General features: G+C 60.0%; 21 protein-coding genes. 7 read left to right on the forward strand and 14 right to left on the reverse strand.

From position 1 onward, the window contains the following. Positions 1 to 581 precede the first annotated feature (581 nt). From WGT02_RS13230 to WGT02_RS13240, 3 genes are read right to left on the reverse strand one after another with little or no spacing between them, the layout of a single operon-like run. Positions 582 to 980 carry a Fur family transcriptional regulator gene (locus WGT02_RS13230; protein ID WP_024312884.1) on the reverse strand — a complete coding sequence of 133 codons (399 nt, stop codon included), beginning with the start codon at positions 978 to 980 and terminating at the stop codon, positions 582 to 584. Continuing rightward, a complete protein-coding gene (gene znuB, locus WGT02_RS13235; protein WP_208250252.1) occupies positions 977 to 1,792 on the reverse strand; it encodes a zinc ABC transporter permease subunit ZnuB in 816 nt (271 codons plus the stop codon). Before znuB ends, WGT02_RS13230 begins: the two co-directional genes overlap by 4 nt. Then, positions 1,785 to 2,723 (reverse strand): metal ABC transporter ATP-binding protein, encoded by a 939-nt coding sequence (locus WGT02_RS13240; RefSeq protein ID WP_024312886.1) that lies wholly within the window; start codon positions 2,721 to 2,723, stop codon positions 1,785 to 1,787. Before WGT02_RS13240 ends, znuB begins: the two co-directional genes overlap by 8 nt. Before the next feature lie 101 nt (positions 2,724 to 2,824). On the opposite strand from WGT02_RS13240, the gene znuA reads away from it, so the two are divergent. The 3 genes from znuA to WGT02_RS13255 all read left to right on the forward strand — a co-directional run bounded on the left by znuA (position 2,825) and on the right by WGT02_RS13255 (position 6,494). Then, on the forward strand, positions 2,825 to 3,811 hold the full coding sequence (gene znuA / locus WGT02_RS13245) for a zinc ABC transporter substrate-binding protein ZnuA (protein WP_024312887.1): 987 nt from the start codon (positions 2,825 to 2,827) through the stop codon (positions 3,809 to 3,811). Between the two features lie 70 nt (positions 3,812 to 3,881). Further along, positions 3,882 to 5,219, forward strand: coding sequence for an IS4 family transposase (locus tag WGT02_RS13250; RefSeq protein WP_208250251.1), 1,338 nt, complete (start codon positions 3,882 to 3,884; stop codon positions 5,217 to 5,219). Positions 5,220 to 5,291: 72 nt separating this feature from the next. Then, positions 5,292 to 6,494 carry a GTP-binding protein gene (locus WGT02_RS13255; protein ID WP_208250250.1) on the forward strand — a complete coding sequence of 401 codons (1,203 nt, stop codon included), beginning with the start codon at positions 5,292 to 5,294 and terminating at the stop codon, positions 6,492 to 6,494. A gap of 148 nt (positions 6,495 to 6,642) precedes the next feature. Here the strand turns inward: WGT02_RS13255 and WGT02_RS13260 are convergent, their stop codons facing one another. The 10 genes from WGT02_RS13260 to WGT02_RS13305 form a co-directional block, all read right to left on the reverse strand. Beyond that, positions 6,643 to 6,954 carry an RcnB family protein gene (locus tag WGT02_RS13260; RefSeq protein WP_208250249.1) on the reverse strand — a complete coding sequence of 104 codons (312 nt, stop codon included), beginning with the start codon at positions 6,952 to 6,954 and terminating at the stop codon, positions 6,643 to 6,645. A gap of 163 nt (positions 6,955 to 7,117) precedes the next feature. Continuing rightward, a complete protein-coding gene (locus WGT02_RS13265) occupies positions 7,118 to 8,731 on the reverse strand; it encodes a glycoside hydrolase family 43 protein (protein ID WP_208250248.1) in 1,614 nt (537 codons plus the stop codon). A gap of 92 nt (positions 8,732 to 8,823) precedes the next feature. Next, positions 8,824 to 9,855 carry an L-glyceraldehyde 3-phosphate reductase gene (gene mgrA / locus WGT02_RS13270; protein WP_208250247.1) on the reverse strand — a complete coding sequence of 344 codons (1,032 nt, stop codon included), beginning with the start codon at positions 9,853 to 9,855 and terminating at the stop codon, positions 8,824 to 8,826. A 67-nt stretch (positions 9,856 to 9,922) separates the two neighbouring features. Beyond that, the gene (locus WGT02_RS13275) at positions 9,923 to 11,056 is read right to left on the reverse strand and encodes a Gfo/Idh/MocA family protein (RefSeq protein ID WP_024312892.1); all 1,134 of its coding nucleotides are present in this window, start codon (positions 11,054 to 11,056) and stop codon (positions 9,923 to 9,925) included. Between the two features lie 8 nt (positions 11,057 to 11,064). Beyond that, a complete protein-coding gene (locus WGT02_RS13280; protein ID WP_024312893.1) occupies positions 11,065 to 11,826 on the reverse strand; it encodes a sugar phosphate isomerase/epimerase in 762 nt (253 codons plus the stop codon). A gap of 42 nt (positions 11,827 to 11,868) precedes the next feature. Beyond that, the gene (locus WGT02_RS13285; RefSeq protein WP_208250246.1) at positions 11,869 to 14,334 is read right to left on the reverse strand and encodes a glycoside hydrolase family 2 protein; all 2,466 of its coding nucleotides are present in this window, start codon (positions 14,332 to 14,334) and stop codon (positions 11,869 to 11,871) included. A 124-nt stretch (positions 14,335 to 14,458) separates the two neighbouring features. Then, positions 14,459 to 15,544, reverse strand: a complete 1,086-nt coding sequence (locus WGT02_RS13290) for an ABC transporter ATP-binding protein (protein WP_024312895.1) — start codon at positions 15,542 to 15,544, stop codon at positions 14,459 to 14,461. Between the two features lie 3 nt (positions 15,545 to 15,547). Next, the gene (locus WGT02_RS13295) at positions 15,548 to 16,486 is read right to left on the reverse strand and encodes a carbohydrate ABC transporter permease (RefSeq protein ID WP_024312896.1); all 939 of its coding nucleotides are present in this window, start codon (positions 16,484 to 16,486) and stop codon (positions 15,548 to 15,550) included. Next, positions 16,479 to 17,384 carry a carbohydrate ABC transporter permease gene (locus WGT02_RS13300; RefSeq protein WP_024312897.1) on the reverse strand — a complete coding sequence of 302 codons (906 nt, stop codon included), beginning with the start codon at positions 17,382 to 17,384 and terminating at the stop codon, positions 16,479 to 16,481. The genes WGT02_RS13295 and WGT02_RS13300 overlap by 8 nt, the downstream gene beginning before the upstream one ends. 214 nt (positions 17,385 to 17,598) lie before the next feature. After that, entirely contained in the window at positions 17,599 to 18,834 is a 1,236-nt protein-coding gene (locus WGT02_RS13305) for an ABC transporter substrate-binding protein (RefSeq protein ID WP_024312898.1), read from the reverse strand. Positions 18,835 to 19,288: 454 nt separating this feature from the next. Here WGT02_RS13305 and WGT02_RS13310 point away from each other — a divergent pair, with 454 nt between their 5' ends. Beyond that, positions 19,289 to 20,329, forward strand: a complete 1,041-nt coding sequence (locus WGT02_RS13310) for a LacI family transcriptional regulator (protein ID WP_024312899.1) — start codon at positions 19,289 to 19,291, stop codon at positions 20,327 to 20,329. A 70-nt stretch (positions 20,330 to 20,399) separates the two neighbouring features. Beyond that, positions 20,400 to 20,957, forward strand: coding sequence for an isochorismatase family protein (locus WGT02_RS13315; RefSeq protein ID WP_208250244.1), 558 nt, complete (start codon positions 20,400 to 20,402; stop codon positions 20,955 to 20,957). Between the two features lie 73 nt (positions 20,958 to 21,030). On the opposite strand, the gene gndA is transcribed toward WGT02_RS13315, so the two are convergent. Continuing rightward, positions 21,031 to 22,482: an NADP-dependent phosphogluconate dehydrogenase gene (gene gndA / locus WGT02_RS13320; RefSeq protein WP_029709870.1), complete on the reverse strand. Its 1,452-nt coding sequence runs from the start codon at positions 22,480 to 22,482 to the stop codon at positions 21,031 to 21,033. A gap of 125 nt (positions 22,483 to 22,607) precedes the next feature. On the opposite strand from gndA, the gene WGT02_RS13325 reads away from it, so the two are divergent. Then, positions 22,608 to 23,396: a helix-turn-helix domain-containing protein gene (locus WGT02_RS13325; RefSeq protein ID WP_024312903.1), complete on the forward strand. Its 789-nt coding sequence runs from the start codon at positions 22,608 to 22,610 to the stop codon at positions 23,394 to 23,396. A gap of 69 nt (positions 23,397 to 23,465) precedes the next feature. Continuing rightward, the gene (locus tag WGT02_RS13330) at positions 23,466 to 23,864 is read left to right on the forward strand and encodes a polyketide cyclase (RefSeq protein WP_024312904.1); all 399 of its coding nucleotides are present in this window, start codon (positions 23,466 to 23,468) and stop codon (positions 23,862 to 23,864) included. Positions 23,865 to 23,871: the final 7 nt, after the last annotated feature.

Here is a 23,871-nt window from a genome sequence, read left to right on the forward strand (position 1 = left end):
AGCGTCAGGTCTGCGGCCTTGACTGTAATGGTTTTTTGGCGCGAGCTATGCCATGACCTTGCTGGTTTTCTGGGCGATGTAGTTGAGTTGGTAGGTCAACTCGTCACGATTGGCCGTCCATTGCTTCTTCGCCGTCGCGCGGCAACGGACCGAAGACCTTCGAGAAGCTCATTAGCAGATTTCGGCGCAAAACTCGTATCGACCGGTTGGATGCTTTCCTAGCAATGAGCCTTCCATCGTTCTGGCGATCCCGCAGGTATTCGGCACAATCGAAATGTTCTCGGTTTCATTGGCTTGCGGGCCATTTGCCTCAAACGCCGCCCGCGATCCTTCAATCGCCTGTCGGCAGCGTTCGATGTTGTCGGCCACCCGGGCGGGTGGGCCGAGGGTTTGCCTTGTGGTTTCGATCTTGTCACGCTCGAATGCGCGCCGTCTCGCTTCGCATACACGGCCTCATTGTAAGCCGGTGGCACATCCGCTGAGCGGAACCGTCCGTATCAGCCACAGCAGATGGCGTCTTGGCATATGTGCGGTGCCCAACCCCCGCCGCATAGCAATCATTGAGAGCGCGTGGTTGCAGCCTAAGCCGCACAGGTCTCGCACAGACCGCGGATCTCGATCGTGGTCTTCTCCGCCTTGAACTTCTTGCCGCGGGTCCAGTTCATCAGGCGGTGATCGACCTCGTGGTCATGGAATTCCATGACATGCCCGCAGCTTTCGCAGATCGCGAAGGCGACGATGCCGTGGCTGTGGCAGTTCTGATCCGGATGGGCGCAGGCAACGAAGGCGTTGATGCTCTCCAACCGGTGGACGACACCATACTCAAGCAGCTTCTCCAGCGCGCGATAGACTTGCAGCGGTGCGCGAAAGCCATGGTCGCGCAGCTTGTCGAGGATCGTGTACGCGCTGAGCGGTCCGTCTGCCTTCTCGAGTACCTCGAAGACGAGGGCCTGGTTTTTGGTCAAAGCAGGTGCGTTCATGAACGTTGTCCTTCCAGGGCCTGCCCGCGCCAGCGCTTCGGCAGCAGGCTCAGGATGAAGAGGATCAGGGCAGCCACGACGATCGACGGGCCGGAGGGCGTATCATACGTCAGCGAGCCGAACAGCCCGCCGACGACGGCGACGGCGCCGATCAGCGAGGCGAAGGCGGCCATGACCTCAGGCGTCGAGGCGAAACGGCGCGCTGCTGCCGCCGGGATGATCAGCAGCGAAGTGATCAGCATGATGCCGACGATCTTCATCGCGATGGCGATGACGACAGCCATCAGCAGCATGAAGAAGAGCCGCGCCCGCTCGGGCTGCAGTCCCTCGGCCTCGGCAAGCTCGGGATTGACCGTAGAGGCCAGTAGCGGACGCCAGAGCCAGGCAATCGCCGCCAGCACGAGAATGCCGCCGCCCCAAATCATGACAATGTCTGTCTTCGAGACCGCAAGGATATCGCCGAACAGGAAAGCGATGAGGTCGATACGCACCCAGCTCATGAAGGCGACCATGACGAGGCCGATCGCCAGCGTCGCATGCGAGAGAATCCCTAGCAATGCGTCCGCAGATAACGCCTGCCGCTTCTGCAGGAACAGCAGAAGGATCGACACGGTCGCCGCAACAAGGAACACGGCAAGCGTCAGATTGAACTGCAGGAGCAGCGAGAGCGCTACGCCGAGCAAGGCCGAATGAGCGATCGTATCGCCGAAATAGGCCATGCGCCGCCAGATGATGAAGCAGCCGAGCGGGCCGGTCGTCAGCGCCAGCCCGACGCCGGCAAGGATCGCGCGGACGAAGAAATCGTCAAACATGGCGTTCTCCTGCAGGCTGCCTGTGATCGCGGTCGTGTTTGTGATCATCCGTATGATGATCACCGGCGGCATGGGTATGATCGTGACCGTGGCCGGCGTGATCGTGGTCGTGGCCCTCGTGGCCGTGATGGTGCCCGTCATCGGGATGGCAGTGATCGGTCACCGAGCCGTCCGAATGCAGCACACGGCCATCCGGCAGATGCGTGTGATCGTGGTGATGGCTGTAGACGGCGAGCGCCTGCGCTGCGCGGCTGCCGAACAGGCGGACATATTCCGCACTCTGGCTCACCGCCTGTGGCGTGCCGCGGCAGCAGACATGGCCGTTGAGGCAGATAACGGTGTCCGTCGCCGCCATGACGACATGCAGGTCATGAGAAATCAGCAGGATACCGCAGCCGGTCGTGTTGCGGATCGACCGGATCAGATCGTAGATCGCAATCTCGCCAGAGAAATCGACACCCTGAACGGGTTCATCGAGGACAAGGAGATCGGGCTTGCGGGCGATCGCCCGCGCCATCAAAGCCCGCTGAAACTCGCCGCCGGACAAATGCTGCACTTCCGCGCCTAGCATATGCGACAGTCCGACAGCATCGAGCGCAGCGGCCATGTCGCCTTCGGAGAGCGGCCCAGTCAGCGTCATCAGCCGGCGAACGGTGAGCGGCAAAGTCCAATCGATCGCCAGTTTCTGCGGCACGTAGCCAACCTTGAGACCAGAGGCACGGTCCACCCTGCCCTCGTCCGGCTTCAGCACGCCGATCGCCGTCTTGACCGTCGTAGACTTGCCCGATCCGTTGGGGCCGATCAGCGTGACGATCTCGCCGCGCGAGACCGAGAAATCGACGCCGCGGACGAGCCAACGGCCGTCCCGTTGGACGCCGACATTGGAAAGCGACACCAGCGGCTTCGCTTCGGAATTTGCGGGAAAGGACATCATTTTTCCGAATGTGCTGTTGCGACTTGCTATCGCACACGTTATAGCATAACGCAATTGATGTAATAACATTACAACTGCAATTCAAGCGGAGCACACAGATGAAACTCGCGACGGCCCTTATCCTCGCAGTCCCCGCCATCTTTTTTGCCGAGGCGGGCAGAGCGGCCGATGCGCCTGTCGTCGTGACCTCGATCAAGCCGGTGCATTCCCTCGTATCGGCTATCATGCAGGGAGTCGGCACACCCGAACTGATCGTCGACGGTGCCGCCTCGCCGCATACCTACAACATGAAGCCCTCCAACGCGCGTGCGCTTCAGAATGCCAAGGTCGTCTTCTGGGTCGGCCCTGGGCTCGAAGCGTTTCTGGAGAAGCCTCTCGAGGCGATCGGGTCCGATGCGCTCGTCGCCGAACTCGACAAGGCTCCCGGTCTAACGAAGCTCAAATTCCGCGAAGGCGGTGCGTTCGAGCCGCATGATGACGGCGACCACAATGATGGAAACCACCACGACGGCAATGGGCACGACCAGGCCCATGCGGATGAGGATCACGACCACGATCACGGCGCGTTCGATACCCATCTCTGGCTCGATCCGCAAAATGCAAAAGCGATGGCAGCCGAGATCACGACTACTCTGGTCGCAGCCGATCCCGCCAATGCCCTCACCTATCAGGCGAACGCGAAGACGTTGGACGACCGGCTCGACGCACTCGACAAGGAGATCGCCGGCATCGTGTCAGCGGTAAAGGACAAGCCGTTCATCGTCTTCCACGATGCCTATCAATATTTCGAACACCGCTACAATGTGCGGATCGCCGGCTCGATCACCGTCAGTCCCGAAACGATCCCAGGCGCCGAACGCATCGCGGAAATTCACAAGAAGGTCGGCGAGTTGGGTGCCACCTGCGTTTTCGCCGAGCCGCAATTCCAGCCGCGATTGGTCGACGTGGTCATAGAGGGCACCAAGGCGAAGGCCGGTGTGCTCGATCCCGAAGCGGCAACGCTCGATGCCGGGCCGGACCTCTATTTCAACCTCATGCACGGCATTGCCAACAGCATGAAGGACTGCCTTGCGCGAGAAAGCTGACACAGAAAAGGCGGGCCCGGAGCCTAATGCAGTTCACTTAGTGAGCTGCGGGCAAGTTTGATGGTTCAGGATGGGGATTCGTTTTCCCATCCTGTTTTTGTTTGTGATGTCACGCACCCTTGGACATTCGGCCGAATTATCGGCTCTTTCGCAGGCGATCGACCCGGACTGGATCGCTCAGGCTCTCGCCACGACAGGCAAGGCGAGCGTCCGCAAGCGCAAGCTGCCAGCCGAGCAGGTCGTCTGGCTGGTGATTGCGTTGGCCCTTTATCGTCATCAGTCGATCCCGGAGGTGGTGGCCCATCTTGATCTGGTTTTGCCCGATGAGATCAACGCGGATATTGCCAAGAGCGCGTTGACACAGGCACGGCAGCGCTTGGGTCAGGCACCGTTGGCGCAGTTGTTTGCAATGAGTGCATCATGCTGGGATGAACGCCACCAATCCGGGCGTGCCTGGCGGGGTCTTTGTCGTTATGCCGTGGACGGCAGCACGCTGCGGACGTCCGACAGCCCGGAGAACCGGGCGCATTTTGGAGCGCAGGCCTACGCGTCTGGCGTTGTCGCAAGCTATCCGCAATTGCGGCTGCTGACGCTGACGGCGCTGGCGACGCATCTGGTGCGTGATGCGGTGTTCGGAGCCTATGGCACAAACGAGATGCTCTATGCCAAAAGCCTGCTCGACCGGGTTCCGGACCATTCGCTGACGGTCTTCGACAAGGGCTTCTTCAGTGCCAGCCTTCTCTTGCAATTGCAGACGAAGGGACATGAGCGTCACTGGCTGATTCCGGCCAAAGCCAACAGCACATGGGAACGACTGGATCCGCACCCCACCGATTATCGGGTGCGCATGAAGGTCTCGCCCCAGGCGCGGCAGGCAGAACCGGACTTGCCGGCCTTCTGGGAGGTCAGGGCCATCGAGACGACCACCAGCCATGGCAAAAAGCGCATATTGTTGACATCGCTGATGGACAGACAAACTTATCCGGCAAGCGAAATCGTCCATCAGTATGAAGAGCGATGGCGCATCGAGACAAGTTATCGCGAACTCAAGCAGGAGCTTCTCGGTAGCGAACTGACCCTGCGAAGCGGCACGCCGGAGACTGTCTATCAGGAGGTCTGGGGCGCGTTGCTGGCCTACAATCTGGTGCGGCTCGAAATGGCAGAGGTCGCGACCGAAGCCCAAGTCGAGCCAACCCGACTAAGCTTTATCACAGCCCTGCATTACCTGCGTCACGAATGGGGATGGATGGCGATCGAAGCACCCGGCAAAATCCCCGCCCACCTCACCAGATTGAGAAACAGATTGGCAGACTTGCTGCTGACAGAAAAACGGGGGCGATCATGCCCCCGTGTCGTCAAAAAACTGCCTGCCAGATACCCGATAAGAGCCGTAAGCAAACCTAAGTGAACTGCATTACGGCCCGGAGCCCGCCTTTTCTAGCGTACCGAATGTAATATTATACCATATCAGAGAGAAAAGATGGATAGAAGACTTCCCGTAACGGTCTTGTCTGGTTTCCTCGGAGCCGGCAAGACAACGCTGCTGAACCACATCCTCGGAAACCGGCAAGGCCTGCGCGTCGCCGTCATCGTCAACGACATGAGCGAGGTCAACATCGACGCAGCCCTCGTTCGCGACGGCGGTGCCAACCTGTCACGGACCGACGAACAGCTGGTGGAAACGAACGGCTGCATCTGCTGCACACTGAGAGATGATCTCCTGAAGGAAGTCCGCAACCTGGCGGAACAGCGGCGCTTCGACTACCTCCTGATCGAATCGACTGGCATTGCCGAACCTCTGCCGGTGGCGACAACGTTCGAATTCCGCGATGAGAACGGCGCCAGCCTCTCCGATGTAGCGAGGCTTGACACGATGGTGACGGTTGTGGATGCCACCAACCTGCTCTCGGACTATGCATCCGCAGACTTTCTGGCTAATCGCGGCGAAACCGCGGGCGACGGCGACAATCGCACCATCATCGATCTGCTGGTCGAGCAGATCGAATTCACCGATGTGATCATCCTCAACAAGATCGGCACCGCGACGCCGGCACAACGCCAGGCAGTGCGTCAGATCATCGTCGGACTTAATCCCGACGCTAGGCTGATCGAAACCGACTTCGGCCAAGTGGACCTGGACGAGGTCCTCGGGACGGGACGTTTCGACATCGATCGCGCCGAGACGCATCCGCGCTGGTACAAGGAGCTGCACGGCTTTTCCGAGCACGTGCCTGAGACGGAGGAGTACGGCATCCGCTCCTTCGTCTATCGGGAAAGACGGCCCTTCGACCCCGCCAAGCTGCAGCGCTTCTTCGGTTCTGCCTGGCCGGGCGTTGTCCGAGCGAAAGGGTTTTTCTGGCTTGCAACGCGCCCTCGTCATGTCGGCGAAGTCAGCCAGGCCGGAGCGTTCCTGCGGACAGCGAGGATGGGGCTGTGGTGGGCGTCGGTACCGCGTGAACGATGGCCGGAGGATGAGCGCTTCCTGGCCACCATAACTCCCTATCTTGACGCGGTCTGGGGCGACCGCCGACAGGAGATCGTCTTCATCGGCAGTGAACCGATTGACGAAGATTGGATGCGGCAAAAGCTTGACGGCTGCCTCGTGCCGGCAGAGACCTTTACACCGGAAAAGTGGCGCGCACTGCCGGATCCGTTCGCGAGCTGGGGAGAACGCGCTGCGTGACGAAACAAGCCTATCGCTGCCGTTGTGAGGAGTGCGAGCAGCTTCCCCTGCTGGCCGGTTTCGTACAGCGGCTGCTGGAGGCCCGCAAACAAGCGTCCGATTGAATGAGAAGGGCGGCACGAAAGCCGCCCTTTCCTGACGTGGCCGTTCAGCGAATGACGATGTTCGCGATCACACCGTTGACGGCGCCGATGAGCAGGAAGTTGTTATCGACCTGCACCCAGCGATAGCCGCGTGGCGGAGCCGACAGGCGATAACGGTGATAGTCGCGCACGTCGCGCATATGGCGGCGTTCGACGGGTGTCATGCGGTGACCGCGCGTCCAGCGATACTTCGTAACGTGCACGTCGCGCTCCACGACAACCGGCCGACGATGATCCTGAGCGCTCGCTTCGGTCGTTGCCAGCAGCGGACCAGCAAGCACGGCAGCAGCGAGAAAGACGGTGGTAAGCTTTTTCATGGGAGGTTCCTCGTGTTGAACACGGCCCGAACCTAGGCCCAAAATGATGAACTGAAACTGAAACTTAAATTAAACTTCTGTAATAATAACATATGTTTAGAAGAATACTCTAAATTAAAGATTGCGACATCGCCCGGTATTTCTGGGCGATGTCGCATATCTATCAAAGCTCTTCATAGTTGAACCAGTCGAAATCCGCTGTCTTCGTGCGGCCTGAGGTATCGAAGGCAAAGACCCCGGCGAATGCGCCGGTAAAGGAGCCATGCTCGCCTCGCCCGCCCTCATCGGAAACGATGCCCGCATCGAGCACCGGACCGATCGGCTGCCACGCGCCCTTCCCTTCCGTCTGCCAGAAGAACTGCAGGTCGTTGTCTCGGATCTCCATGGAAAGCTGCACGCGTCCCTCGGCCGGAATGGCAACGCCGCTGCCGGCCGGGAAGCTGAGGCGGCTGTTTGGATAATCGCCATCACACGAAAAGACCGTGACACACCGTCCAAGCTTCTCGTGCAGGGTGACGCCGATCGCATGGAACTTATGCCTGTTGTAATAGTGGGTCAGGCCGGCAACCTGCTGGTAGGTGTCGGGATCGAACTCCACGACAGTCTCCGCCCGGAAGCTGTGGTTCTCCTGGCGACGGGCGACGAGAGACTGTTCGAACCACGAGCCGATGCTTTCGCGCGCGATCAGTCGCAGATGACCTGCGCGATCGGTGAGGTTGAAGATGCGCTCGGGCTTTGGCGTTCGAAGCCACTGGAAATCATCGGGCAGAGTGACGCCATCGAAGGAGTATTCGCTGCGCACCGGCTTCTCGACAGGCACTGCACCGGTCAGTCCTGGCACGGTGACATCCGGAATGGTCGTGCCGTTTTCGAGATATAGCCAGTCATCCTCCTTCCACACGCACTTCTGAAGGCTCGTTTCGCGGCCGAGCGTGCAGCGACGCTTGGGCGGCATCGGGCGGCCGCAGAGATGGGTGTGGTAGACCTGGCCGTCCGGCGTCTCGACATGCTGGCCGTGCCCTGCCCTTTGCAGAATGGCTTCGGGATGATCCTTTGACGTGATCAGGTGCCGGTTCGGATGCAGCTCGTAGGGGCCCTCAATCGTCCGCGAACGAGCCATCGTGACGGCATGATCATAGCCGGTGCCGCCCTCGGCGGTCGTCAGGTAGTAATAGCCGTTGCGCTTGAAGAGATGCGGGCCCTCGACCAAGCCCAGCGGGCTGCCGGCGAAGATGTTCTTGGTCGGCCCCTTCAGCGAATTTGTCGCCGCGTCCCACTCCTGCAGCAGGATGCCGTCGAAGGCCGGCGACTTCGGCGCACCGCCGAAGCTCTCGGTGCGATGGTTCCACTGCATGTTGAGGAACCACTTGCGGCCGTCCTCGTCGTGGAACAGCGAGGGGTCGAAGCCGGAGGAGTTGACGTAGACCGGTTCGGACCACTCGCCTTCGATATCAGGCGAGGTGACGATGTAGTTGTGCGCGTCCTTGAAATTGCCGTCGAAGCGTTTGACGTCGGTGTAAACAAGCCAGAACAACCCGTCGGCATAGGAAAGACAGGGCGCCCAGACGCCGCAGCTGTCGGGATTGCCGCGCATGTCGAGTTGCGACTGGCGCTCAAGCGGACGCCGCACCATCGTCCAATTGACCAGATCGCGCGAGTGGTGAATCTGAACACCGGGATACCACTCGAAGGTCGAGGTCGCGATGTAATAATCGTCGCCGACGCGGCAGATCGACGGATCGGGGTTGAAGCCCGGCAAGATAGGATTGCGGATCATGGTGACATCTCCTCCCACACACGCTGGATTTGCAGCACGTACATCAAAAAGCATTTGAAAAACGCCCGAAAGATCGTTCCGGGCGCTTGGATTTATTCCCGTTCCGCAGACTTTGCCCAGAGATTGATGTCAGCCTCGCGGGCGTAGCCATCGATCTCCTTGAGTTCGTCTGCCGTGAATTCGAGATTATCGAGCGCTTTGACGCAATCGACGATCTGCGACGAGCGGCTGGCGCCGATCAGCGCCGACGTCACGCGGTCGCCGCGCAGCACCCAGGCGATCGCCATCTGTGCCAGCGTCTGACCACGGCGTTCGGCGATCTCATTGAGCTTGCGGATATTGTCGATGATCGCGGGACGGATGAAGTCCTTCTTGAGGAAGTGGTTCTGCGCAGCGCGGCTATCCTGCGGAATACCGCCGAGATACTTGGTTGTCAGCATGCCCTGCGCCAGCGGCGAGAACACGATCGAGCCCATGCCCACGTCATCCAGCGTATCCAGCAGCTTGTCGTCCTCGACCCAGCGGTTGAGCATGGAATAGCTCGGCTGGTGAATCAGGCATGGCGTGCCGAGATCCTTGAGGATCGCCGCCGCGTCACGCGTACGCTGCGAATTGTAGGAGGAGATGCCGACATAGAGCGCACGGCCGGAACGCACGATATGATCGAGCGCGCCGCAGGTCTCATCGAGCGGCGTATCCGGGTCGAAGCGGTGCGAATAGAAGATATCGACATAGTCGAGGCCCATGCGCTTCAGGCTCTGATCGCAGGAAGCGATCAGATACTTGCGGCTGCCCCACTCGCCGTAAGGGCCCGGCCACATGTCGTAGCCGGCCTTGGACGAGATGATCAGCTCGTCGCGCAGGCCGGCAAATTCGGTGCGCAGGATCTCGCCGAAGGCGATCTCGGCGCTGCCCGGAGGCGGGCCGTAGTTGTTGGCGAGGTCGAAATGGGTGATGCCGAGGTCGAAGGCCGTGCGGCACATGTCGATCTTGCGGTCATGCGGCGTGTCGCCGCCGAAATTGTGCCAGAGGCCAAGGGAGACGGCCGGCAGCTTCAGGCCGGAACGGCCTGTGCGGTTATACTTCATCTTTGAATAGCGGTCGGAAGCCGGTTGCCAGCTCATAATTCTGATCCTTTAAGCAAAAAGGCGCGGGCTTGTCGCCCGCGCCGGACCATAGTCCTTTGGTCGCTTACTTCAAGAGCGCCTGCGCCTCTTCGATGCCGAGTGCTGCCGGCTGCGTGCAGGTCGTCGTCAGCTCTATGAAACGGCCTTCCTCGCCCGACTTCAGGATCGACGTCATGACGTCGACGCCGTGCAGCGTGCGATCGAGCGAGCAACGCGCATCGCGGCCCTCGATGATCGCCATCGCCATGTCGGCGAGACCTGCGGTGCGGTAGTTTGCGCGCGGTCCCTGCGGGCTCTCCTGGTTGAAGATACCGAACGGATGCTCCCAGCCGTCGAGCGCCTTGATCTCCTTGTCGCGGCCGCTGGCCTCGACGACGCCGCCGAAAAAGTTCGGATCCGGCACGTAGAGCGAACCGTCGGTGCCGTAGAGCTCCATGTTCGCATGGCGGTGAGACCACACATCCCAGCTCGCCGTCAGCGTGACGGTCGCGCCGCTGACGAATTCGAGGATCGCCTGGATCGTCGTCGGCGTCTTTACCGGGATGATCTCGCCGCTGCGCGGCGCACTGGTGATCGTGCGGGTTTCCGATGCCATGGAGGTCATGGCGCCGACACGCTTCACCGGACCGATCAGGTTGATCAGGTTGGCGATGTAGTACGGGCCGAGATCGAGGATCGGGCCACCGCCGGGCAGGAAGAAGAAGTCCGGGTTCGGATGCCACATCTCCATGCCCGGGCTCATGACATAGCAGGCACCCGAGGTGACGCGACCGATGCCGCCTTCGTCGATGTACTTGCGGGCAAGCTGATGCGCGCCGCCGAGGAAGGTATCCGGAGCGCAACCGACGGAAAGGTTCTTCTCCTTGGCAATGCGTCGCAGCTCCTCACCCTGTTCGAGGGTGAGGACCAGCGGCTTTTCCGAATAGACGTGCTTGCCGGCTCTGAGGATCGCTTTCGAAACCGGAAAATGCGCGTCGGGGATGGTCAGGTTGACGATGACGTCAATCTCGTCATTGGCGAGAAGCTCGTCGATCGTCTGCGCCTTGACGCCGTATTCTTCGGCGCGGGCCTGGGCAGCCTGCACGTTGATATCGGCGCAGGCCAGAACCTTCAGTCCCTTGAACAGGGGCGAAAGCGAGAAGTAGGTGGTGGAGATGTTGCCGCATCCGATGATGCCGACGCCAAGTTCCTTGGTCATGGTGTGCCTCAGTAGGTCTTGAAGGATGCAATCGAGCGGGTGATCAGGCGATCGACATCGGCCGGATTGTCATGCTCGACGACGTAGTGCTTGGTCGTGGTGTCCTTGAGTGCTGCGATGAGTTTTGCCCAAGGCAGTGTGCCGTGGCCGACATCGGCCCAGCCGTCCTCGTTCTTGTTTTCACCTGATGGAGCGATGTCCTTGACGTGGGCCGAGGTGATGCGCGAGCCGAGCTTTTCGATCCATGCGAAGGGATCGGCACCGCCGCGGACGACCCAGGCGATATCGGCTTCCCAGGAAATGTCAGAGGCGCCTTCGAAGATGCGCTCGATTGGCAGCGAGCCGTCGGCGAGCTTCACGAACTCGAAGTCGTGGTTGTGCCAGCCGAATTCATAACCGGCGTCCTTGTAGGGCTTGCTCATCTCATGCAGTCGCTTGCCGAATGCGAGCCAGCCGGCACCGTCGGTCGGTCGTTGATCGGCCGCCAGATGCGGGGCATAGATCGAGTCCATGCCGAGTATCTTTGCAATGTTCAGCGACTTCTGAACTTCGCCATCCAGGAAATCCGGACTGAAATGGCCGCTTGCCATCGTCAGACCGTTCTTGTCGAGTTCCGCGCGCAGGCTCTTCAGGCCGGCATCGTCGAGATCCGCGTAGATGCCGCCAAAGCCTTCGACTTCCTGATAGCCGGCCTTGCCGAGCTTTTCGAAGATCGCCGAATAGGGCTGGAAGTTACGGGCGCTGTAAAGCTGGAAACTCAGTTTCGTCATCATTCCTCCTCGGGCCTCGTGCCCATTGCATTTCAGTCAGGGTTAATCCACGGACTGACAAGATTGCAGGTCGTAGAAACGGAATTCCGGCAGTTGGCCGTCCTCGAGCGGCCTGGCCGGGGCGAAGGTGATGCGGCGCGTCTCGCCCGCCGCCAGATCGAAGGCGTTGTCGGAATACTTGCCCTCGGTGTCGGTCTCGATCATCACGAAGAGCGCAAGTCCCTTGGCGGTGACGTTAAGGCAGACGGAGCCGGCCTCCTCGACATATTCGTGCGTGACCATCAGGCCGGCGGGCTCGAGTTCCAGCGCCTTATAGGTGCCATGGACATAGTGCCCCTCGCCGCCCATACCGTTCGACGCCGTGAAGCGCCACGCAAGCAGCGTGCCCGCAGGCAGATCTGCCACATCGATGGATGCGGCGGTAACCGCGCCATCCGGCGTGCAGACGGCCTGGACGTCCTTCAGGTGCTTGCGCTCGCCCCTCATGTCGAGGATCGAGATCGACAGATCGACGCTGACTTCGGCGAGCGTATCGTTGACCAGCGAGAAGCGGATCTGCTTGCCATCCTCGGACGGGATCGCCGCGACCGCGACCGGCTGGAAGAAGCGCTTCACCAGATAGTGCATCGCCTTCCAACGCCCGCCGTAGTCGAGGCTCGACCAAGAGGCGACGGGCCATGTGTCGTTCAGCTGCCAGTAAATCGTGCCCATGCAATGCGGCTTCAGCGACCGCCAGTATTCCACCGCGGTCTTGATCGCCAGACCCTGCTGGATCTGTGATAGATAGACGAAATTCGGAAAATCCTTCGGGAAGCGGAAGTAGCGGAACATCGTGCCTGCTATGCGCTCGTTGCCGCCGGCATTCTTCTGGTGCAGCTCCATCACAGGCGAAGCAACGTTCATGTCCTTCGCGTCGGCATACGTCTTGATGACGGGCAGCGACGTATAGGACTGGAAGCCGAATTCCGAGCAGAAGCGCGGGCGCACGGTGCGGTAATTGTCGAACGACTTGTTCTCGTGCCAGACCGACCAATAGTGCATATCGCCGGAACCGTCGGCATGCCAGGCGTCGCCGAAATCGAGATAGCCCGACGCCGGGCTCGACGGCCACCAGATGGCATCGGGTGCCGCCTTCTTCATCGCCTGCTCGATCGTCCGGTTGAGGCGATCGTAGGAAACAAGATAGCGGTCGCGATCCTTTCTCGATTCCTCGAACCAGGTCAGTGCGCCAACCAGCTCGTTGTCGCCGCACCAGAGTGCGATCGACGGATGCGAGGACAGCCGACGGACCTGATAATCGACTTCGAGCGTGACGTTGTCGAGGAAGTCCTCGGTCGAGGGATAAAGGTTGCAGGCGAACATGAAGTCCTGCCAGACCATGAGGCCGAGCCGGTCGCAGAGATCGTAGAAATGGCCGTGCTCGTAAAACCCGCCGCCCCAGACGCGGATCATGTTCATGTTGGCGGCCTTGGCCGACCGTAAGAGATCCTCGGTCTTCTCAGGGCTCGACAGCGAGAACAGCGCATCGGCCGGGATCCAGTTGGCGCCGCGGCAGAAAATCTCGCGGCCATTGACCTTCAGCGCAAAGCGGCTGCCGGCAGCATCGGGCGTCGTGATGAGTTCGACCGTGCGAAGGCCGATCTGCTTGGTCACCGCCTCCGTTGGCAGATCGACCGTCAGTGCATAAAGCGCCTGCTCGCCGCTGCCGGCAGGCCACCAGATCCGCGGCTTGTCGATCTCGAAGACATGATTGACCGCCGTCTCGCCGGTACCAACGCCGACGTCGAGGCGAACGCGCTCGCCATCAAGCGAGAAATGTACCGGTACAATCCCGGGGTTCTTGGCAAACAACGTCGCGCTGACCTGCAGATCCACGGAACCGTCGAGATTGTGAACCTGCCGCGTCGTGACGTGCTCGATGCGTGCCGTCTCGAGCTTGCGCAGCGTGATCGTGCCGTAAAGCCCTAGCGGCGCAATCGCGATGTTCCAGTCCCAGCCGAAATGGCATTGCGGCTTGCGCAGCATGTTACCGTTGGGGATCGGCGAATTGCCCGTCGAATAGGGAATGTAGAAAGGCTGCCTGGCCTGTCGGTCGGCACCGGCCGCAATGCCTGAATGCAGGACGACGCGAATAACGTTGTCGCCGGCCTTCAACTGGTCGCCGACGTCAGGTCGATAGCGCCGAAAGCTGTTATCTGCGAGCAGCACTGGCGAACCGTTGATGAAGACGGCAGCCACGGTATCGAGATAGTCGATATCGAGAAACCAGTCGCCGTTCGGCTCCGACAGTGTGAAGCTACGCTCAAGCACCCAGTCGCGGTGCGCCACCCACTGAACGACCTCCTCGTTGCGGCCGAAATATGGATCGGGAATAAGCTCGGCGGCATGCAGTGCCGTGTGCACATCGCCCGGCAGCGTGATGGATGTCGTGACGTCGCCATCGGCTGAGGTGAGGGTCCACGATCCGGATAGGTCGAGGTTAAACCCATTTGTCGGCAAGGATGTCATAGCATTATCCCGATCGGGCCGCGCTTGGGAATACCCGCACCCGCGGGCCGCAGCCGAACTTGATGGCCGGATGGCCGATTGGACGAATGGGCGGAACCGGTTGCTCCGCCCGCATTTGCGGTTTCTAGAGGCGAAGCTCGGTCTCGGCATCGAAGATCGACGCCAGAGACATATCGAAGCCAAGCTTGACGGCAGAGCCCGGGTTGAAGCGGCGTGCGCCGTTGATGCGCACCGACATCGTGTGGCCGGCGTGCTTCAACCAGAGCAGGTTGTCGGCGCCCATGGGTTCCTCGATGTCGACGGTCGCATCATGAACCTCGGCGCCGAGATTCTCGTTGACCTTCACATGCTCCGGACGAACGCCGAGGATGACCTTGCGGCCGGCCTGCAGCACTTCGGGCGTGTGATAGTCTGCGACAGAGAAGTTCACGCCATTGGCAGTGAAGAACGTCTGCTCGCCCTGCTTGGTGATCTCACCGCGCAGGAAATTCATCGACGGCGAACCGATGAAGCCGGCAACGAAGAGATTGCGCGGCCTGTTGTAGATCGTCGTCGGATCGGCGAGCTGCTGGATGATGCCGCTCTTCATGATCGCGATACGATCGGCGAGCGTCAGCGCCTCGATCTGGTCGTGGGTAACGTAGATCATCGTGTTCTTCAGCGACTGGTGCAGGCGCTTGATCTCGACGCGCAGTTCCGACCTAAGCTTGGCATCGAGGTTGGAAAGCGGCTCATCGAAGAGAAACACGTCGACATCGCGCACCAGCGCACGACCGATCGCCACGCGCTGACGCTGACCGCCCGAAAGCTCGGCCGGCTTGCGCTTCAGAAGCGGCTGGATCTGCAGGATTTCCGAAGCGCGTGCCACGCGCTTGTCGATCTCGGGCTGCGGGATCTTGGCGACCTGCAGGCCAAAAGACAGGTTCTTCTCGACCGTCATCTGTGGATAGAGCGCGTAGGACTGAAACACCATGCCGATGCCACGATCCTTGGGTTCCTCCCAAGTGACGTTCTTGCCCTTGATGAAGATCTGACCGTCGGACGCGTCCAGCAGACCGGCAATGCAGTTCAGCAAGGTCGACTTGCCGCAACCGGACGATCCGAGCAGCACGAGGAATTCGCCGTCATTGATCTCGAGATTGAGATCCTTGAGAACGCTAACCGCGCCGAAGTTCAACGACAGATCTTTGATGGAAACGCTCGAATTCATGGATCAGCCTTTCACTGCGCCAGCGGCAATGCCGCGGACGAAAAGTCGCCCTGACACGAAATACACAACCAGCGGCACCAGACCCGTGAGGATGGTTGCGGCCATGTTGACGTTGTATTCCTTCACGCCCTGGACAGAATTGACGATGTTGTTGAGCTGGACGGTCATCGGATAATATTCCGGCCGGGTGAAGACGACGCCGAAGAGGAAGTCGTTCCAGATGCCGGTGACCTGCAGGATCATTGCGACGACGAAGATCGGCAGCGACATGGGCACCATAATCTTTAGGAAGATCTGCCAGAAGCCCGCGCCGTCGATGCGCGCCGCCTTGAACAGCTCCTGCGGCAACGATGCGAAATAGTTGCGGAAGAGCAGTGTCAGAATCGGCATGCCGAAGATGCTGTGGACGATAATCAGGCCGGTCAGCGTGCCGTAGATCCCCAGTTCACGCAGTACGATGACGATCGGATAGATCATGACCTGGTAGGGAATGAATGCGCCGATCACGAGGATGGAGAAGAACAGCTCCGATCCCTTGAAGCGCCAGTTGGCAAGCGCATAGCCATTCACCGAAGCGATTGCGATTGAGCCGACCACGGAAGGAACTGTGATCCGCACCGAGTTCCAGAAGCCACGCGAAAGACCGTCGCAGTTGAGGCCGGTGCAGGCTGTCGCCCATGCCTTGACCCAAGGCTCGAAGGTGATTTCGACCGGCGGTGAGAAGATGTTGCCAAGACGGATCTCGGGCATCCCTTTCAGCGACGTGACGATCATCACGTAGAGCGGCAGCAGGTAATAGGCCGCAGCGACGAAAAGGGTGCCGTAGAGCATGATATTGCGCGGAGAAATCACCCGCTTCGGCTTCGGACCACGCGGCCCGGAAAGTGTCTTGTCCGTCACGATACCGGTATCCGTGTTCTTGAGAGCAATGGTGTCAGGCACGTTTACGCCCTCCCCCGAATTCCAGATAAGCCCAGGGAACGATGATAATTGCGACGGTCACAAGCATCATGGTCGATGCCGCGAAGCCTTGACCCAGATTCTGCGCCTGGAACATGTAGTCGTAGACGTACTTGGCGGGCACTTCCGACGAAATGCCGGGACCGCCGCTGGTTTGCGCCACCACGAGGTCGTAGACCTTGACAATGCCGCTGGCGATGATGACGAGCGTGGTAATGAACACCGGCCGCATCATCGGAATGACAATGAAAAGATAGGTCTTCCACATCGGGATACCGTCGACGCGCGAGGCCTTCCAGATATCCTCGTCGATACCGCGCAGACCGGCGAGCATCAGGCACATGACGAGCCCGGTTCCCTGCCAGAGTGCTGCGATCAGAACACCGTAAATGACGATGCTCGGCGTATAGAGCGGATCGAAGGTGAAGCTCGTCCAGCCGAGCGAACGCACCACCGACTGGATGCCAAACTCCGGATTGAGAACCCACTGCCAAACGAGACCCGTCACGATGAAGGACAGGGCAAAGGGGTAAAGGAAGATCGTGCGGAACGTATTCTCGAACCGGATCTTCTGGTCCATCAGCGCCGCCAGCACGAAGCCGATGACAAGGCTGAAAATGAGCGAGAGAACGCCGTAGACGGCAAGGTTCTCGATGGAGACGATCCAGCGCGGAGCAGCCCAAAGGCGCTTGTATTGATCGAAACCGACAAAGCTCAACCGCGGAAGGAGCTTCGAGTTGGTGAATGAATAGAATACCGTCCAGACCGTGCCGCCGAGAAAGATAACGAGGGCGGTGAGGATCATGGGGATGGATGCAATCTTCGAATTCAGATTGCGCAGTAACTGATTTGGCCGGCCTGCTTTCGCTTGACCCGTCATTGTAATTCCTCCTGAATCGCAATTCCTCTGAGATCCAGAGCGGCGAACCTCCTGCAGGTCGCCTCCTCTTCTCACTCCCGTACCGAAACCGGACCACCATGCATCAGCACGCGCCGGTATCGAGCGCTGCCGCCACCCGGATCACGATGGGAGTTCCGGGCAAACCCGGCTCCGTTGACCGGAGCCGGGTCGCAACAGCGTCGGAATGCGACGATCAGTCGGCAGAAGCGATGATCTCAGCGAAGCGCTTCTGAGCGGCTTCCGGCGTCATCGACGGATTTGCGAAGAACTCGGAGAAGAGGTCTTCCTTCTGCTTCTGGCTGTCAGCCGACAGAAGTTGGTCCGTACCTTCGATCACGTTACCCTTGGCCAGGATATCGAGACCCTTCTTCATGCAGTCGTTGGCGGCCGCGAGGTCGACGTCGCCGCGCACCGGAAGCGAGCCCTTCTTCAGGTTGAAGGCAACCTGCGTCTTAGGATCGAGAAGCGTCTTGGCGAGAACGTCCTGCGCCTTCGACTTGGCTTCGTCCTTGAGCAGTGGGAAGTAGAAGGCATCACCACCCGTGGAGATGATCTCGTTCACGCCGAGGCCCGGAAGGCAGGTATAGTCGGAACCGGCTTTCTGACCGGCCAGCTGGAATTCGCCCTGCGCCCAGTCACCCATGATCTGGCCACCGGCCTTGCCTGTTATGACGAGGTTGGTTGCCTGGTTCCAGTCCTGAACGTTGCTGCCCTTCGACATCTTGCGAGCGTCGTCGGCAGCCTTGAAGACCTTGGCGATCTCCGGACCGGCAGCCGCTTCAGCGTCCTTGTCCTTGAATACCTTATGGAAGGTATCCTTGCCGGCGATGGCAACCATCAACACGTCGAACGCGCCGGCAGCCTGCCACGGCTGACCACCGACGGCGAGCGGGACGATGCCGGCCTTCTCAAGCGCCGGAGCAGCAGCGACGAATTCGTCCCAGTTCTTCGGCACTTCGACGCCGGCCTTCTTGAAGGCTGCATTCGAGAGCCACAGCCACTGCCAGGAGTGGATGTTGACCGGGGCGCAATAGATCTTGCCGTCGATCGTGCAAGAATCGAGCAGGCTCGACGGACGGATGATGTCCTTCCAGTGCTCGGCAGTAGCGACATCGGTCAGATCGCGCATCAGCCCAGCCTGAACCAGTTCTTCCGCCTGGCGGCCGTGGTTGAATTGTGTCGCGCCCATCGGGTCGCCGCCGGTGATGCGGCTGATCATGATCGGACGCGCAGTACCGCCGGAACCGGCGATTGCGCCGTCGACCCACTTGTTGCCGGTCGCATCGAAGGCCTTTGCGAGTTCCGCCACGGCAGCAGCTTCGCCGCCAGATGTCCACCAATGGGTGACTTCAAGATCGGTCGCGTCCGCCGCACCGAGCGGCAGCACGACGGAAGCGGCAAGTGCAGCCGCCATCAAACGAAAATTCATGAGTTCTCCTCCCTCACTGAAACGTTGCCGGAAAAACTTAATTCAATCGATATTTCGGCGCAACAGCCCGCCTAGAAAATTTTCCTCCTGGCCACCATTTACTACCAATGCCTGTCGGAACGCGCTGATTTTCGACAGGTCGCCGCAAAGATGAGCAACCGAACGAGCATTTGCACAATTTAGCTATATATTTGATAAACCTGCATTTATATCGACTGCGCGACAACATTCCACTGTGCTTTCGTTCGCACATGCACAAAATTCGGGAAAAATTAGCGATTTCAACCATTACGGGCAGTCGTGATCTGCCCTCGATAAAAAGTCCTCGACATTTCTACTGTATCGTTACAGATTTTGCTTCTTAGAGGAGGAGCGGCTTTTGCGTTCTTCGTGCTTACAGCGCTCCGAAAAGACACTATAAGCGGGACCAAATCGCGCGGGACGGCCTAGAGGGATGGAAAACAAAGCGAATTTTGCAGGAGCGGTCTCCGAGGCAACTCGAGAGCGGCCGACACTGAAAACGATTGCCTTCATGACCGGGCTCGGCGTGACGACGGTATCGCGCGCGCTCAAGGATGCTCCTGACATCGGTGCGGAAACCAAGGAACGCGTGCGCATGGTCGCCCGCCAGCTTGGCTACCAGCCGAACAGGGCCGGCGTGCGCCTGCGAACCGGCAAGACCAACGTCATTGCGCTGGTGTTGAGCATCGATGAAGAAATCATGGGCTTCAGCAGCCAGATGGTATTCGGCATCTCGGAGGTGTTGACCGGCACACCCTACCATATCGTCGTCACGCCGCACTCCCACAGCAAGGATCCGATGCTGCCGGTACGCTACATCCTGGAAACAGGGTCCGCCGACGGCGTCATCATCTCGCGCATCGAGCCCGACGATCCACGTGTTCGCCTGCTCACAGAGCACAGCATGCCCTTTGCCACGCACGGGCGCACCGATGCCGGCCTCACCCATCCCTTTCACGACTTCGACAACGAGGCTTTCGCCCATCAGGCCGTCGAAAAGCTGGTCGGCAGGGGCCGCAAGCGCATTGCGCTGCTCCAGCCTCCAAGCAAGCTGACGTACTACACGCACACGCGCATCGGATTTCAGACCGGACTGCATGACTACGGAGCCGAGGAAGTGCCGTTACGCGTCACGATCGACAACCCGCTAGAGGAAATCCGCAATGCCGTCGAGGTGATGATGCGCGCCCAGAATGCGCCTGACGGCATCGTCTGCTCGGCCGGAAGCGCCGCCATCGCCGTCAACGCGGGTATCGAGGCCGCCGGCAAGCGACTTGGCCACGACGTCGACATGGTCTCCAAGGAATCGGCGCCGATCCTCAACTGGATCCGTCCCGAGATCATCACCGCCTATGAGGATGTCCGCCATGCCGGGCGGGAAATGGCGAAGGCGGTCATAGCGCGCATCGACGGAATCGAGCCGGAGCTGCTGCAAAGCATCAGCCAGCCCGTCTGGTCGCGGAGGAGCATTTAGACCATCGGCGCGCCAACCCCGATCTGGTGGCAGTAGAGAGACAAGCAATCACAGCGGAGACGCACTGGATATGACGACGGCACTGCTGATCATCGACGTACAAAACGCCATCCTTGCGGGAAAAGGTACTCCCGAGCGTCAACCCATCATCGACGCTGCGCTGAATGAAACGGTTTCACGGCTCCAGTCGCTTCGTGCCGAGGCCCATCGCGTCGAGGCACCGGTCGTGCTCGTCCAGCACGACGGCGATCCCGGTCATCGCCTGGCGGTCGGCACTGCCGGCTGGGCCATCCGGTCGGAACTATCGCCTGCCGAGGGCGACACCATTGTTCACAAGAAGAGCTCAGACTCGTTCTTCGAAACGGATCTTGCCGACCGATTGGCGGAGCGAAATGTCACGCATCTGATCGTTGGCGGCTGCATGACGCAGTTTTGCGTCGACACGACAGTCAGGCGTGCGGTGTCGCTGGGCTATGATGTTACGCTGGTTGGCGATGGCCATACGACGGCCGACTCCGATACGCTGAACTTCGCCGATATCGTCGCGCATCACAACGAAACGCTCGACGATTTCGATGCCGGCAGCGCCCGCATCCTGGTCCGCCCGATGGCGGATATTCGCTTCTGACACGGCATTCCCGGCGTACAAAGCCTAGAAACGCAAGGCCAGCCGGGCAAACCCGGCTGGCCTTTTAGCAGACTTAGAACGTCGCCGCACCACTGCCCCACGGGCCATGGTGGAAGTCCTTGCCGTCGAGGCGATCGAAGCCGTGTGCGCCGAAGAAGTCGCGCTGTGCCTGGATCAGGTTGGCCGTGCCGCGGCCCTGGCGATAGGCATCGAAGTAAGTCAGAGCCGAGGTGAGCGCCGGAACCGGCAGACCGGCCTGCAGTGCGGCACCAACCACGCGGCGCAGGGCAGGCAGCGATTCCTCGACCATCTCGGAGAAAGCCGGCGTCACGATCAGGTTTGCAGCGTCCGGAGCCTTGGTAAAGGCCGAGGTGATCTCATCGAGGAACTGCGAACGAATGATGCAGCCGGCACGCCAGATCTTGGCGATAACAGGCATCGGCAGCGACCAGTTGAACTCGCGCGACGCTTCCGCCATGACCGCGAAGCCCTGCGCATAGGCACCTATCTTGGCGGCAAACAGCGCCAGTTCCAAATCCTTGTTGAGCTCCGGTCCGTAGGCGATCGGGAACTTGTATTCCTGCTTGCCGAAGATCTTCTCGGCGGCTTCGCGCTCAGTCTTCATCGACGACAGGCTGCGAGCGGCGACGGCGGCCTCGATCGCGGTTGCCGGAATGCCCATGTTCTGGGCTTCGATCGCCGACCACTTGCCGGTGCCCTTCTGGCCAGCCTTGTCGAGAATCATGTCGACCATCGAACCGCCGGAAACCGGATCGGTCGCGGCCAGCACCTTCTCGGAGATTTCGATAAGATAGGAGTTCAGGCGGCCCTTGTTCCATTCGCCGAAGATGCCGCTGATGTCGTTGGCGCTCTTGCCGAGACCGTCGCGCAGGATGCCGTAGATTTCGGCGATCATCTGCATGTCGGCATATTCGATGCCGTTGTGGATCGTCTTGACGAAATGGCCGGCGCCGTCATTGCCGAGCCAGGCAACGCAAGGGTCGTCGTTGTACTTGGCAGCGATCGAGGTCAGAACCTTCTCGACGCGCTTCCAGGAGTCTTCGGTGCCGCCGACCATGATCGAAGGACCATGGCGTGCCCCTTCCTCGCCACCCGACACACCCATGCCGATGAAGGTCAGATCGGTGTTCTTCAGGCGGTCGAAACGTGCGATGGTGTCGCGGAAGTTCGCATTACCGGCATCGATCATGATGTCGCCCTTGGAGAGATGCGGGCGCAGCGCTTCCATCTGCTGATCGACGGCCTCGCCGGCTTTGATCATGATGATGATCGGGCGTGGCGGGCGGATCGCGTCGACGAATTCTTCGATCGTCTTGCAGGGAATGATCTGCTTTTTGAGCTCGCCGGCGCTTTCGTAGAATTCATCCGTTTTCTCAGGCGTGCGGTTGAAGACGGCAATCTTGTTGCCTTTTTCCGCAATGTTGAGCGCCAGGTTGGAACCCATAACGGCAAGGCCGATCAGCCCGATTTCTGCCTTTTCCACGATACACCTCCGATGAGTCATTTTGGACCGGTGTTGTGGCACTCTCTGGCTCAAACGGCAAGTTCGATTCGGCTTCGGTTCGGCCTCGTATTGCCGGCATTGCAAACTAAGCCATATTCCCTCTTGGTCTCACAGGAAGAGAACCGATGAGTAGCGCAGCACCACAAGACGATGCCGTTTTGGCCACACGCGCTGGCCGATACAGGGAGTATGCGCCCTCGCCTGTGCTTGGGGCTCATTTTTGCTGCCTTTGGTCACATGATATCCATGACGGAGCCAATCAGAGGATCGCGATCGTGCCGGACGGCTATTGCGACATCGTCTGGATGGGAGGCAGGCTTGTGGTCGCCGGGCCGGACCGCAGCAGTGCTTTCCCGTTCCTTGCCGGTAGCGAGAGAATAGTGGGCGCGCGCTTCGCCCCGGGCGCAGCGGCCGAGTGGCTCAATGTGCCGCTCTGCGACATCGTCGGCCAGTCAATTCCTCTGGAGGATTTCTGGGGCGCTCCGGCGCTGAGATTGAATGAATTGCTGAGCGGCTGTGCCGAACCGCATGAACGGCTGCTGCAGTTGAAGGCGGCGCTCGAGCAGAAAGCCGCCAAACGCGAGCCACCGGCAAGCGACATGGGCTCAGTATTTGCGCGGGCGAGCGATATTTCGAAGTCCGAGAACGTGGCCGATGTGATGCTCGACGAACTCTCCATCGGCGCGCGCCAGCTTCGCCGACGTTGCCACACTCATTTCGGCTACGGGCCGAAGACCCTCGCCCGAATTCGCCGGTTTCAGGGCATGCTCGGCCTCTGCCGGAGCAGCAAGGTCCTTCCGCTCGCGGAGTTGGCCGTAGCGGCCGGCTATGCCGATCAGGCTCATATGACCCGCGACGCACGGGAAATCTCCACGCTGACACCTATGCAGCTTCAGCAACAGATAGCCGGCTGAATGTCCGTTTTCTTCAATACGAAACGGTCTGTTCTGCTATCTCCATTTAGAGCAATACAGGAAAGCGCAATGTCTACGATGCCCGCCAGGATCATTCACCGTTCCATCGACAGGAATTGGCGTGACGTATATGCGTTTGCCGCCGCCCCGCAGAATATGCCGCTCTGGGCGTCAGGATTGGCCTCAGGGCTGGAGCGCAACGGCGATGACTGGATTGCCACAGGCGCGCTCGGCACGGTGAAGGTCAGTTTCGTCCCGCACAACGAGTTCGGCGTCATCGACCATACGGTGACGATCGAGAGCGGATTGCGCGTCTACAACGCACTCCGGATCGTGCCGAACGGCGACGGCTGCGAGGTCATGTTCACGCTGTTGCGTATCCCGGGCATGACGGATGAGCAGTTCGAGGCCGATGCCGCCCATATCGCGAAAGATCTCGCGGCATTGAAGGCATTGATGGAAGGATAGGAGACAA

The organism is Rhizobium sp. T1470, assembly GCF_042140505.1.
In the GTDB taxonomy this organism is placed as follows: domain Bacteria; phylum Pseudomonadota; class Alphaproteobacteria; order Rhizobiales; family Rhizobiaceae; genus Rhizobium; species Rhizobium favelukesii.